This window comes from Modestobacter excelsi (assembly GCF_005930495.1).
In the GTDB taxonomy this organism is placed as follows: domain Bacteria; phylum Actinomycetota; class Actinomycetes; order Mycobacteriales; family Geodermatophilaceae; genus Modestobacter; species Modestobacter excelsi.
Genome location: NZ_SJEX01000056.1, coordinates 1 through 12,148 on the forward strand (window position 1 = coordinate 1; position 12,148 = coordinate 12,148).

Consider the following 12,148-nt stretch of genomic DNA (forward strand, 5'->3'; position numbering starts at 1 on the left):
GGCCCGCCCCGACGACGACGACCCGGGCCATGCCGCCCACGGTAACCAGCGCGCGGAGGTCGGTGCCGCGGGGCGGACCCGGGCGGCGGTCAGTGCAGGTCCCGGCGGCTGAACAGGACGACGCCTCCGCCGACGACCGCCGCGGTGACCAGGGCCAGGAAGACCGCGGCCTGGCCGCTGGTGAGCAGGTACTCGACCTGCTGGTGGACGCCCTGCGGGTCGACGCCGTCGTCCAGGGAGAGCGTCAGCCCGTCGGGGAGCACCAGCGCCGCGGCGTTGTCGGTCAGCAGCCACGGCTGCCAGGCCGGCCGGAGAGCCCGGACGGCGTTCTCCACGATCGCGACGTAGACGAAGGCGACACCGGTCGCCGCGCCGGTGTTGCGCAGCAGGTCGGTCAGGCCGAACCCGAGCAGCCCGGCGAACACGCTCAGCAGCACGCCGCGGCCCTGCGCCCCCAGCAGGTCGGGCCAGAAGCCGGTCGGCAGGGCCGCGCCGTCGCCGACCACCGACTGCAGCAGGGTCGCGAGCCCGAGCCACAGCGCCTGCATCAGCAGCCCGAGCGCCGCCGAGGCGACCGCGGTGACCAGCAGCTTGGCGGCCATCACCCGGGGACGGCGGGTCTCCCAGAACAGCAGCGCCACCATCGACCGGGTGGACCACTCCGCCCCCACGAACGTGCCGCCGACGAGGAAGGCCAGGGCCGCAGTGAGGGCGGCCACCGACACCGCGCCGGTGGTGCCGTCCGCGGAGAGCGAGAAGGGCTCGGGCTCCAGGAACAGCGACAGCGGGAACTGGTCGGCCGTCGCCGGCGGCCCGCACCAGTCCTCGGGGGCGACGTCGGCCGGGCGGGCCGGGTCGGCCAGGCACTGCTCCCGGCCCTCGTTCGCCAGCTCGATCTGCTCCTGCTGGGTGGCCCGGGCCTCGGCGAGCCGCTCCGGGCTCGGTGTCCGGAACGCCAGCAGGGAGACCACCAGCGCGGCCGCCCAGCCGACCAGCGCCACCAGCAGCAGCACCCGGATGAAGCGGCGGGCCAGGAAGCGGTGCGTCTCGGCGCGGACCAGCCCGCCGAAGGGCCCGGCCGGCACCGCCGGCGGCGGGGTGAGGACGGCGCTCATGCCGGGTCCGCCGTCAGCGCCAGGAACGCGCTCTCCAGGTCCGCGGCCACCGGCGTCAGCTCCTCCAGGTAGTGACCGTGCTCGGCGAGCAGCCGGGTGACCTCGCCGGGTGCGCGCACCGCGGAGACGAGCAGCGCGCCGTCGGCGGGGCTGACCCGGTACCCGGCGGCGGTGAGCACCGCGGCCGCCGCGGCGCGGTCGGGCACCCGGACCCGCACGTCACCGGACGAGCGCCCGGCGAGCACCTCGCGCACCGGCCCGGAGGCGATGCACCGGCCGCGGGCCATGATCGAGACGGAGTCGGCGACCTGCTCGATCTCGGCCAGCAGGTGCGAGCTGAGCAGCACGGTCGTCGAGCCGTCGGACCCCAGCCGCCGGATGAGCTCGCGCACGTCCTTGATGCCGGCCGGGTCCAGCCCGTTGCTCGGCTCGTCGAGGACCAGCAGCTGCGGACGCTTGAGCAGGGCGGCGGCGATGCCCAGCCGCTGCTTCATGCCGAGGGAGTAGCCCTTGAACCGGTCGTCGGCCCGGTCGCGAAGGGCCACGACGTCGAGGACCTCGTCCACCCGGCCGCGGGGGACGCCCGCGGTCTCGGCCAGCAGCCGCAGGTTGCGCCGGCCGGAGAAGCCGGGGAAGAACAGCGGGGTCTCCACCAGCGCGCCGACGCTGCCGATCACCTCGGGGAGCCCGGCCGGCACCGGCCGGTCCAGCAGCCGCACGTCGCCGGCGTCGGCCCGGACCAGCCCGAGCAGGACCCGGATCGTCGTCGTCTTGCCCGAGCCGTTGGGGCCGAGGAAGCCGTGCACGCCACCGGAGCCGACCACAAGGTGCAGGTCGTCCAGCGCCTTCTGCGGCGGCTTGCCCCGCCGGGTGTAGCTCTTGCTCACCGCGTGCAGCTCGACGGCCGGCACCGGGGCCTCCTCGGGGTCGACGGACGCTGCACGGTGGCACAGCCCTCGCCCGGGTGGAACGGCATCGGCACGCGTGTCCGGCGCTCGTGGCGGAGCCGTGACCGCCGGCGGTCAGGCAGCTGGGCCGAAGTCCGAGTCCAGGTGGGCGAGCAGCGTCGGGCCGTCCCAGGTCGGTGGCGGCATGACCCGGCGGATGGTGAGCAGCGGCCGGGCCGGGTCCACCGGGTCGGCGAGCTGGAAGGCCGCCCGGTACCCCGCCGACGCCACGTGCGGGAGGGTCTCCGGCGCCCAGGCGCCGTAGGGGTAGGCCATCAGGTCCACCGGGTGCCCGAGGATCCCGGCCAGCGTGGCCGCCGGCTCGTCGAGCTGCGTCGGCCACTGGTCGTCGGGCAGCCGGTCCAGCCGCTGGTGGTCCCAGGTGTGCGCGCCGATCGTCATGCCCGCGGCGTCCAGCCGGCGGAGGTCGTCGCTGCTGAGCCAGTTCGGCTTGTCCAGCACGACGGTCATCGGGAAGAAGACCGCCGGGAAGCCCATCGCCTGCAGCGCCGGCAGCGCCACGGTGACGTGGGTGGCCGAGCCGTCGTCGAAGCTCAGCAGCACCGGCCGGTCCGGCAGCGGGGTGCCGAACTCGAGGTGGTCGACCAGCTCCTCGGCCCGGACGGGCGTGCGGCCGCCGTCGCGCAGCGCGCGGAGCTGCGCGGTGAGCACCGCCGGCGGTGTGGTGATCGTCCGGGTGTACGCGCTGTCGTCGGGCTCGAACTCGCGCAGCTGGTGGTAGCAGAGCACCGGCACGGTGGAGCGCGCCGCGATCTCCGCCGGCGTCCCGGCCATGGGTGGCGCCACCGGGGTCGGCGTCGGCGTGACGGTCGGGGTCGACGCGGCGGTGGTCGGCACGGGGGCCGAGGTGGCGGTCGGTCGGGAGGCCCCGGCGCCGCAGCCGGTCAGCACGAGCGCTCCGCCGAGGGCCAGGAACTCGCGTCTGCGCATCCGCTGACCCTCGCCTGTCGCGTTGCCGACCGCAACCGTCCAGGCTCTCCCGCGGCGGCGTGCCCGCCGGGCCGGTCCGGATGGCACGCTGCCGGGGTGGTCTCCCTCCCTGCCCTGGCCCGTCGCGGGGACGCCGCGACCCGCGAGCTGCTCTCCCGGGCGGCCCGTCGCGCCGGCTGGACGCCGACGGTGCTCGCCCATCCCGGATACGGCAGCGGCGGCCGGGTGCGGGTGCTCGGCCGGGTGCTGCTCGCCCCGGCCGGGGCCCATCCGGAGGACCGGCGGGCGGTGCCCGGCTGGCAGCGGTTCCTCACCCTGGAGAGCGCGGCCGCGGAGGTGGTCGTCGAGGTCGCCGGCACCCGCACGGTGGTGCGCAGCGACGACGACGGGCTGGTCGACGCGACCCTGACCCTGGACCTGCCCGACGTCGGGGCGCTGCCGGTGCGGCTGACCGCCGGCGAGCGCACGTCCGCGGCCGTGGTCCACCTGGCCTCACCGGACGCCGCGCGCGGGGTGGTGTGCGACATCGACGACACCGTGCTGGTCACCGGCATCGCCACCCCGCTGCGCGCCGCCTGGCGCACCTTCGTGCAGCCGATGACCCGCCGGCAGGCGGTGCCCGGCATGGCCCGGCTGCTGCGCGAGCTCACGTCGGGCGCGCCGCACGTGCCGGTGGTCTACGTCAGCAACGGGCCGTGGAACCTCGCCGGCCCGCTCGGCCGGTTCCTGGAGCGCAGCGGCTTCCCGCCCGGCACCCTGCTGCTCACCGACTGGGGCCCGACGCCCACCCGCTGGTTCCGCGACGGCCGCTCGCACAAGCGCACCGCGCTGCAGCGGCTGGCCGCGGACCTGCCCGGGGTGCGCTGGACGCTGGTCGGGGACACCGGCGAGCACGACCCGGCGCTGTACGAGGAGTTCGCCCGCGCCCGGCCGGACCGGGTGCGCGCGGTGCTGCTGCGGGACACGACCGGAGGAGCGCCCCGGCAGGAACGGTTCGGGGACGTGCCCGTCGTCTACGGCGCGGACGGCGACGCCATCGCCGCGGCGCTGCCGCGGACCGGCTGAGCCTCGAAGAGCTCGGCGAGGGCGGCGTCGGAGGCGGTCAGCGCATCCCGGTCGGAGGTGCTGCTGGAGGCCACGACCTCGGCCGCGCCGGTGCGCTCGACCAGCTCGGCCAGCCGGCTCGCCACCTGGGCCGCGGTACCGGCGACCGCGGCCGCGGCGGTCCGGTCGACGTACTGCTGCTGCCGGGCCGTCAGCGGCCGGGCGCGGACGGTGGGAACCGGCTCCAGCGGCGGGAACGCCCCGGTCGTGCGGGCCTGGGCCATCGCCCAGGCCTCCGGCAGCAGGAGGTCGGCGGCCTCGGCGGCGGTGTCGGCGACCAGCACGTCGAGGCTGATCGCCACCCGCGGTCCCGGCTGCTGCGCCGAGGGGCGGAACGCGCGGCGGTAGCCGGCCAGCGCCGCCAGCCCCGGCTCCGGGTCCCCGGCGACCCCCAGCAGCGGGCCGCCGACGACCACCGGCAGGCCCAGCTCGGCGGCGACCTGCAGCCCTCGACCGGTGGCCAGCACGAACAGCGGGACGGCGCCGGCGGGCTGCGGGTGCAGGGTGATCTCCGCCGTCCCGGTCAGGTACGCGCGCAGCTCGGCGAGGTCGGCGGCGAAGTCCCGCTCGGTCTCCCGCAGCGCGCGCCGCACCGGCGGGGTGAAGCCGGGGGAGCGGCCCAGCCCCAGGTCGACCCGGTCGGGGGCGAACGCGCTCACGGTGGCGAACTGCTCGGCGACCACCAGCGGCTGGTGGTGCGGCAGCATCACACCGGCCGAGCCCAGCCGGATCGTCGTCGTCCGCCCGGCGACCGCGGCGAGCAGCACCGCCGGCGCGGACCCGGCGATGCCGGGCACCCCGTGGTGCTCGGCGACCCAGAAGCGCTCGAAGCCCAGGCGCTCGGCGGCGACCGCGCGGGAGACGGTGCCGGTCAGGGCGGCGGCGTCCGGTTCGCCGGCCCGGGTGCGCGCGCGGTCGAGCAGGGACAGCCCGGCGGTCAGCACTGGAGGGCGAGCACAGCCAGGTCGTCACGCTCGTGCGGCGAGCCCTGCCGGTGCCGGTCGACGGCGGTCTGCACGGCCTGCACGATGTCCTCAGCGGAGCCCGCCGGGATGCCTGCCAGCACCCGGATCAGGCCGGACTCGTCGAACTGGACACCGGCGCCGTCGCGGGCCTCGGTCACGCCGTCGGTGTAGAGCACCAGGGTGGTCCCGGCCGGCATCTCGACGTCGATCTCCTGGTACACGGTCTCGGCTGCCACCCCGAGCGGGCGGCCCGGGTCGCCCACCTCGGTGCACTCCCCGGCGGGTGAGCGCAGCACCGGCCGGGGGTGGCCGGCGATGCTCAGCCGAGCCGTCACGCCGCCCTCGTGCGGGCGGAGCACCAGGCAGCAGGCGGTGACGAAGCGGAGCGGGCCCGGGCCGGCTTCCCGGACCAGCGCGGAGTTCACCGCCTGCAGCACGTCGGCCGGACCGGACAGGGCGGTCGCGGCGGCCCGGGCGGTGTGCCGGGCCAGCGCGGCCATGGCCGCTGCTTCAGCGCCCTTGCCGCAGACGTCGGCGATGAGCACCATCCACCTGCCGTCCGGCAGCGGCAGCACGTCGTAGGTGTCCCCGCCGACCAGCAGCCCCTCGCCACCGGCCCGGTACCGAGCAGCCAGTTCGACGCCGGGGACGGTCGGCAACGAGGGCGGCAGCAGGCTGCGCTGCAGCGTCTCGGCCAGCGAGCGGACCTGCGACTCGGCGCGCAGCCGGCTCAGGAACTGACCGATCTGCCGGCCGGCGGTGGCCAGCACGTCCAGCAGGTCGGGCGGGACCGGCCGTGCCTGGCGGGAGAACAGCTCGCAGACCCCCAGCAGGATGTCCCCGTGCAGCACGGGGAAGGCCAGGCCGGTGCGGATGCCGTCGGCCCGGGCGCTCCCCCCGCGGACGAAGCGGGCGTCGGTCCAGAGGTCCTCGATCACCACCGGCGTGCGCTCCTGCCAGGTGATGCCGGGCAGTCCCTCACCCCGGCCCCAGGCCGACCCGCGCGCCTGGGCGTGCAGCGACGGCACGGTCACCTCCGGCGCAGCCCAGACGCCGGCATAGTGGAGCCGGTCGGTGGACTCGTCGGGCCGCCAGATCATCGCGGCATCCCAGTCCAGTTCGGTGCAGATCGTCGAGAGGAGCTGCCGGAAGGCGGCGTCGGCGTCCGGTGCCTCGGTCAGCGCGGCGGTGACCCGCTGGATGGCGGCCAGGTACCGGCTCACCTGGAACTGGCGCTCCAGCAGGACGGTCGTGCTGGCGTCCCGGAGGACGGCGACCACGAGGGCGGAGTCGTCGCAGACGTCGCCCTCGGCGGCCAGCCGCGACAGCGTCAGGTCGATGGGGACCTCGTGGCCGTCGGCGTGCAGCGCCGGCACCCGCGTGGTCGTCCCGACGAGCTTGCCCGCTCCGGTGGCCCGGAACCGCGAGAAGCCGGCTCCGTGCCCCCGGCGAAGCCGCTGGGGCATGAGCACGGTCAGCGACCGTCCGGTCAGGTCCTCCACCCGGTGCCCCAGCAGGGTCTGGACCGCCGGGTTCACGTAGGCGATCCGGCCGTCCCGGTCGGCCACGACGACGGTGTCGGGCAGGGCCTCCAGCAGCGCCGGCGCGGCCAGCGCAGCACTCGACTCCGGTCGCACGCACCCTCCCCCGGCAACGAGGCTGATCACTCCGCCTCTGGCTGGCTGCCGAGGGTCCCACATCGGTCGCCCGACGGCGGCAGGCTGTGGGTCGAGGTGGGACGGCATGGCTCAGAACGCGTACCGTACCCGCAGCCAGGGCGCGTGCTGACCGATCAGCTCCTGCAACCGGGTCACACCGGCCCGCTTGACGTCGTTGCGGTAGCGGACGTTGAGCTGGCCGTTCTGGCTGACCTTGCGCTGCTGCAGCTCCGGCCGCCAGAGCAGCTCCTCGGCCTGCGGGTGCCAGCCCAGGTTGACCTCGTGCAGCTGCTCGTTGTGGGTCAGCATGATCACCTCGGCGGCGGCCTGGGCCTTGGTGGCGTCGTCGAGCTCGTCGTCCAGCTGCTGCAGCAACGCCGTCCAGTCGGCCTCCCACCCGTCGCGCAGCACGACGGGGGAGAAGTTGAGGTGCACCTCGTAGCCGGCCGCCACGAAGTCGTCGACCGCGGCGATCCGCTCGGCGACCCGGCTGGTGCGCACGTCCAGCACCTTGGCGTCGGCGTCGGGCATCAGCGAGAACCGGATGCGGGTGCGGCCCTGCGGGTCCAGGTCCAGCAGGTCGCGGTTGACGTACTTGGTGGCGAAGGAGGCCTTCGCCGTCGGCAGCTCCCGGAAGGTGGCGACCAGGTCGGCGACGTTGTCGCTGACCAGGGCGTCGACCGAGCAGTCGCTGTTCTCGCCGATGTCGTAGACCCAGCTGACCGGGTCGGCCTCGTCGGGGGTGGCCTTGACGCCCTGCCGGCCCACGTGCCGGCGCAGGTAGCCGGTGATCTGGTCTATGTTGGTGAACACGGTGATCGGGTTGGCGTAGCCCTTGCGCCGCGGGACGTAGCAGTACGCACATGCCATGGCGCAGCCATTGGCCGTCGAGGGCGCGATCCAGTTGGCGGACCGGTCGTTGGGGCGGGCCGACAGCGACTTCTTGACCCCCAGCACGAGGATCTCGGTCTTGATCCGCACCCAGCGGTCGACGTTGCCCTCGTTGCCGTGCAGGTCGGGGATCTGCCAGTGCGAGGGCACCTCGACCAGCTCGGCACCGGGGAACCGGGCCAGCACCTGCCGCCCGCGCGGCGAGTCGGCGGCGGCCGGCTCGGCGTACACCGTGCGCACCTGCAGCAGCCGGCTGACCACCGGGGTCTCGGCCGGCAGGACGTCGTCGAAGAGGGTCAGTGCGTCCGTCACTGCAGGTACAGCAGCGCCCGGACCTGCGGTGTTCCGCTCGGACGGCGTGGCCCGGGACTCACGCCCAGGGGTCGGTGACCTCGCGCAGCCGGGTCAGTGCCGCCCGCAGGGCGGCCATCGTCTCCTCGCCGAGGTGGGCGGTCCACTCCGCCTCGACCGCGGCGACCACCGGTGCCGCCAGGTCGGCCGCCTCCAGCCCACGGCGGGCCGGCCGGATCAGTCGCGCCCGGCCGTCGCGGGGGTCGGGCACGCGCTCGACGTAGCCGCGCGCCTCGAGCTGGTCGACCAGGGACCCGGCGCTCTGCTTGGTCATCTGCGCCTGGGCGGCCAGGTCGGTCAGCCGGCTGCCCTCGCGGGCGACCCGCTGCAGCAGCCGGGCCTGGGCGAGGGTGACCTCGTGGCCGGCCTCGGTCAGGGCGGCGAGCACCCGGGTCTCCATCGCCCGGTACGGGTAGAAGAGCAGCAGCCCGGTGTTCTGCGCGGGTTCGGTCATCGGACCCCCTTGCGGAGCAGCGGTGCGGCGAGGATGGTCAGGGAACCTTACTAGTTCTCTCCGCGGGAGGCCGCGATGGACTCCGATGAACTGTGGGCGACGGTCGACGCGCAGCGGACCAGCCTGGCCGACCTGCTCGCCGGGCTGACGCCGGAGGAGTGGGCGACCCCCTCGTGGTGCGCCGGCTGGCGGGTGCGGGACGTGGCGGCGCACCTGGCCCTGGCCCAGGTCCCGCTGGCCGTCACGCTGCCGGCGTTCCTGCGGGCGCGGGGCAGCTTCGACCGGATGGTGCACGACACCGCCGTCGCCCGGGCTGCGGCACCTCCGGAGGAGCTGGTCGATGCGATCCGGGCCATGGTGGGGTCGCGCCGCCACGTGGCGGTGGTGACGGAGGTGGAGCCGCTGCTGGACGTGCTCGTGCACGGTCAGGACATCGCCCGCCCGCTGGGCCGGGAGCGGCCGGTGCCGCCGGTGGCCGCCGCGGCCGCGGCCACCCGGGTCTGGCGGATGGGGTGGCCGTTCTGGGCCCGGCGCCGGCTGCGCGGCACCTCGCTGGTGGCCAGCGACTCGGACTGGCGGGTGGGCTCCGGGCCGCCGGTGTGCGGGACGACCGGCGACCTCCTGCTCCTGGTGACCGGCCGCCGGCAGGTGCTGCCGCAGCTCTCCGGCCCGGGAGTGGCGGTGCTCGCCGGGTCACGGGCCGCGCGGGCCTGAGGGAGGGCCCGTCCCCCTCACCCCCCGCAGGCTCGGGGGGAGCCTCTGGACGGCGCCGTTCCAGCACGTCACCTGGCCCCCTAGGCTCGCAGCGCTCCGCCGTCCCGACCCCGGAGGTCCTCTGTGCTGGCCAGCATCGGATACGCCGTCGCCTACACCGGCGTCGGCATCCTGCTCCTGATCGTGGGCGCCTTCGTCCTCGACCTGCTCACCCCCGGCCACCTGGCCAAGCACATCTACGAGGAGCGCTCGGTCAACGCCGGCATCGCCCTCTCCGCGGTCTTCCTCGGCCAGGGCGCCATCGCCTTCGCCACCATCTGGACCAACGGCACCAGCGGCTTCGGCGACGCGCTGGCCGACACGGTGGTGTTCGGGCTGGTCGGGATCGCCCTGCAGGTGGTCGCGTTCCTCGTGCTCGACGTGCTGACACCGGGCAAGCTGGGCCACATGCTCGTGCAGGTGCCCTTCCACCCGGCCAGCCTGGTCAGCGCGGCCTCGACGCTGGCCGTGTCGGCGATCATCGTCGCCTCGATCTGGCCCTGACGATGAGCCGGGTCAACGACGTGGGCGGGATGTCCGGTTTCCCGGCGGTCATCGAGGAGCCGGACGAGCCGCCGTTCCACTCCGACTGGGAGGCGCACGTCTTCGCGCTCAACGGCGCGCTGATCAAGCGGGGCGTCTACAACCTCGACGAGTTCCGCGACGCGCAGGAGCGGCTGCCGGTGCAGGAGTACCTGTCGGCCTCCTACTACGAACGGTGGTTCGCCGCGATCACCACGCTGCTCCGCGAGAAGGGCGTGGTCGCGGCGGAGGAGCTCGAGCTCCCCGATGAGCACTGACCGCTTCGCGCCCGGCGTCCGGGTGCGCACCCGGGCCACCGACCCGGCCGGGCACACCCGGCTGCCCCGGTACGCCCGCGGCGCCGTCGGCGTGCTGGTCGAGCAGGCCGGGCGGCACCCGCTGGCCGACGACCGCGCCCGCGGCGTGCCGGCGGACCCGCAGCCGGTCTGGCACGTGCGGTTCGCCGCGGCGGACCTGTTCGGCACCGGTGACCACACGGTGACCGTCGAGCTGTGGCAGGACTACCTGACCCCGATCGAGGAGGCGCTGTGAGCGACGACCACGGCAGTTCGGTGATCTCCGCGCAGGTGCGGCACGTCGAGTCGCTGCTGGAGTCCCGCGGCCTGCTCGACGCCGGCGAGATCGACACCCGCATCGACGAGTTCCTGGCCGGGGGCAGCCCGGCCAACGGTGCGCGGATCGTCGCCCGGGCCTGGGCCGACCCCGGCTTCGCCGAGCGGCTGCTGGCCGATGCGAACAGCGCCATCCGCGAGGTCGGGCTGTCGATGGCCGGCGGGCTGCAGGAACAGCGGCTCAAGGTCGTCGCCAACACCGAGGCCGAGCACAACGTCGTCGTCTGCACGTTGTGCTCGTGCTACCCGATCGCGCTGCTCGGGCCCTCGCCAGGCTGGTACAAGAGCGAGGCCTACCGCTCCCGGGTGGTCCGGGACCCGCGCGGCGTGCTCGCCGAGTTCGGCCTCGAGCTGCCCGTCGGGACGTCGGTCGCGGTCTGGGACGCCAGCGCGGAGTCGCGGTACATGGTGCTGCCGCGCCGTCCGGTCGGCACCGAGGGGCTGGCCGAGGACGAGCTGGCCGCCCTCGTCACCCGCAAGGGCCTGATCGGCACCGCTGTCGTCTGACGCAGGTCCCCCGGGGTTGCGCCCGCCCAGGAGGGGCACCCCTCCGGGGACGACGCACCAGCGCGTCCCGATGAGTGGAGCACCCGTGAAGGCAGTGACCTGGCACGGCAAGCAGGACGTCCGCGTCGACACCGTGGACGACCCCTTCGTGCAGCTGCCGACCGACGCCGTCATCCGGGTGACGACGACCAACATCTGCGGGTCGGACCTGCACCTGTACGACCCGCTGGCGCCGTTCATGGGCGTCGGTGACGTGCTCGGCCACGAGGCGATGGGCGAGGTCGTCGAGGTGGGCTCGGCGGTGGGCGACCTGGCGGTCGGTGACCGGGTCGCGATCCCCTTCCAGATCTCCTGCGGTTCCTGCTGGATGTGCGACCAGCAGCTGTACACCCAGTGCGAGACCACCCAGGTGCGCGACCAGGGGATGGGTGCGGCGCTGTTCGGCTTCTCCAAGCTCTACGGCGAGGTGCCGGGCGGGCAGGCGGAGTACCTGCGGGTGCCGCAGGCCCAGTTCACCCACATCTCGTTGCCCGAGGGCCCGGCCGACGACCGGTTCGCCTACCTCTCGGACATCCTGCCCACCGCCTGGCAGGGCGTGGAGTACGCCGGCGTGCCCGACGGCGGGACCCTCGTCGTCCTCGGGCTGGGCCCGATCGGTGACTTCGCCTGCCGGATCGGTCAGCACAAGGGCTACCGGGTGATCGGCGTGGACCTCGTCCCCGAGCGGCTGGCCCGCGTCGCCGCACGCGGCATCGAGGTGGTCGACCTGCGCGAGCACGAGGACGACCTCGGCGACGCGATCCGGGACATGACCGACGGGCGCGGGCCGGACTCGGTCCTCGACGCGGTCGGCATGGAGGCGCACGGCTCGCCGGCCACCGGCCTGGTGCAGAAGGCGGTCGGGTTGCTGCCGCGGGCCGTCGCGGCGCCGGTCATGCAGGAGGCAGGGGTCGACCGGTTGAACGCCCTGCACTCCGCGATCGACATCGTCCGCCGCGGTGGCACCATCTCGGTCTCCGGTGTGTACGGCGGCGCCGCCGACCCGATGCCGATGATCACGCTGTTCGACAAGCAGGTCCAGCTGCGGATGGGCCAGGCGAACATCAAGAAGTGGATCCCGGAGATCATGCCGCTGCTCACCGACGCCGACCCGCTGGGCGTCGACACGTTCGCCACCCACCGGCTGCCGCTGTCGGAGGCGCCGACCGCGTACAAGGCGTTCCAGGAGAAGGCCGACGGCTACGTGAAGGTGCAGCTCAAGCCGGAGCTCTGAGCGGCTGCCGGTGGCCGGTCGGCGT

14 protein-coding genes are annotated in these 12,148 nt (G+C 74.9%); 7 read left to right on the forward strand and 7 right to left on the reverse strand.

Features of this window, described 5'->3' with window-relative positions:
• Window positions 1–89: 89 nt before the first annotated feature.
• The 3 genes from FHL80_RS17070 to FHL80_RS17080 form a co-directional block, all read right to left on the reverse strand.
• The gene (locus FHL80_RS17070; protein ID WP_138734576.1) at window positions 90–1,115 is read right to left on the reverse strand and encodes a hypothetical protein; all 1,026 of its coding nucleotides are present in this window, start codon (window positions 1,113–1,115) and stop codon (window positions 90–92) included.
• Window positions 1,112–2,026 carry an ABC transporter ATP-binding protein gene (locus FHL80_RS17075; RefSeq protein ID WP_138734577.1) on the reverse strand — a complete coding sequence of 305 codons (915 nt, stop codon included), beginning with the start codon at window positions 2,024–2,026 and terminating at the stop codon, window positions 1,112–1,114. The genes FHL80_RS17070 and FHL80_RS17075 overlap by 4 nt, the downstream gene beginning before the upstream one ends.
• 111 nt (window positions 2,027–2,137) lie before the next feature.
• The gene (locus FHL80_RS17080; protein WP_216870814.1) at window positions 2,138–3,013 is read right to left on the reverse strand and encodes a polysaccharide deacetylase family protein; all 876 of its coding nucleotides are present in this window, start codon (window positions 3,011–3,013) and stop codon (window positions 2,138–2,140) included.
• Window positions 3,014–3,109: 96 nt separating this feature from the next.
• Here FHL80_RS17080 and FHL80_RS17085 point away from each other — a divergent pair, with 96 nt between their 5' ends.
• Window positions 3,110–4,078 carry an App1 family protein phosphatidate phosphatase gene (locus FHL80_RS17085; protein WP_138734579.1) on the forward strand — a complete coding sequence of 323 codons (969 nt, stop codon included), beginning with the start codon at window positions 3,110–3,112 and terminating at the stop codon, window positions 4,076–4,078.
• On the opposite strand, the gene FHL80_RS17090 is transcribed toward FHL80_RS17085, so the two are convergent.
• The 4 genes from FHL80_RS17090 to FHL80_RS17105 all read right to left on the reverse strand — a co-directional run bounded on the left by FHL80_RS17090 (window position 4,027) and on the right by FHL80_RS17105 (window position 8,436).
• The gene (locus FHL80_RS17090; RefSeq protein ID WP_246078748.1) at window positions 4,027–5,061 is read right to left on the reverse strand and encodes an MsnO8 family LLM class oxidoreductase; all 1,035 of its coding nucleotides are present in this window, start codon (window positions 5,059–5,061) and stop codon (window positions 4,027–4,029) included. The two genes, FHL80_RS17085 and FHL80_RS17090, sit on opposite strands and share 52 nt — an antisense overlap.
• Complete coding sequence (locus tag FHL80_RS17095; protein ID WP_246078749.1) at window positions 5,055–6,719, reverse strand: SpoIIE family protein phosphatase; 1,665 nt, start codon at window positions 6,717–6,719, stop codon at window positions 5,055–5,057. Before FHL80_RS17095 ends, FHL80_RS17090 begins: the two co-directional genes overlap by 7 nt.
• A gap of 111 nt (window positions 6,720–6,830) precedes the next feature.
• Complete coding sequence (locus FHL80_RS17100) at window positions 6,831–7,943, reverse strand: spore photoproduct lyase family protein (RefSeq protein WP_138734581.1); 1,113 nt, start codon at window positions 7,941–7,943, stop codon at window positions 6,831–6,833.
• A 58-nt stretch (window positions 7,944–8,001) separates the two neighbouring features.
• Window positions 8,002–8,436, reverse strand: coding sequence for a MarR family winged helix-turn-helix transcriptional regulator (locus FHL80_RS17105; protein WP_138734582.1), 435 nt, complete (start codon window positions 8,434–8,436; stop codon window positions 8,002–8,004).
• Window positions 8,437–8,511: 75 nt separating this feature from the next.
• Between FHL80_RS17105 and FHL80_RS17110 the strand changes: the two genes are divergently transcribed.
• The 6 genes from FHL80_RS17110 (at window position 8,512) to FHL80_RS17135 (ending at window position 12,123) form a co-directional block, all read left to right on the forward strand.
• Window positions 8,512–9,150, forward strand: a complete 639-nt coding sequence (locus FHL80_RS17110; RefSeq protein ID WP_138734583.1) for a maleylpyruvate isomerase family mycothiol-dependent enzyme — start codon at window positions 8,512–8,514, stop codon at window positions 9,148–9,150.
• 123 nt (window positions 9,151–9,273) lie between these two features.
• On the forward strand, window positions 9,274–9,693 hold the full coding sequence (locus tag FHL80_RS17115; protein ID WP_138734584.1) for a DUF350 domain-containing protein: 420 nt from the start codon (window positions 9,274–9,276) through the stop codon (window positions 9,691–9,693).
• 2 nt (window positions 9,694–9,695) lie between these two features.
• Complete coding sequence (locus tag FHL80_RS26945) at window positions 9,696–9,989, forward strand: SH3-like domain-containing protein (RefSeq protein ID WP_138734585.1); 294 nt, start codon at window positions 9,696–9,698, stop codon at window positions 9,987–9,989.
• Window positions 9,979–10,263, forward strand: coding sequence for an SH3-like domain-containing protein (locus tag FHL80_RS26950; RefSeq protein WP_138734586.1), 285 nt, complete (start codon window positions 9,979–9,981; stop codon window positions 10,261–10,263). The genes FHL80_RS26945 and FHL80_RS26950 overlap by 11 nt, the downstream gene beginning before the upstream one ends.
• Window positions 10,260–10,850, forward strand: coding sequence for a nitrile hydratase subunit alpha (locus FHL80_RS17130; RefSeq protein WP_138734587.1), 591 nt, complete (start codon window positions 10,260–10,262; stop codon window positions 10,848–10,850). The genes FHL80_RS26950 and FHL80_RS17130 overlap by 4 nt, the downstream gene beginning before the upstream one ends.
• Before the next feature lie 85 nt (window positions 10,851–10,935).
• Complete coding sequence (locus FHL80_RS17135; RefSeq protein WP_138734588.1) at window positions 10,936–12,123, forward strand: zinc-dependent alcohol dehydrogenase; 1,188 nt, start codon at window positions 10,936–10,938, stop codon at window positions 12,121–12,123.
• Window positions 12,124–12,148 lie beyond the last annotated feature (25 nt).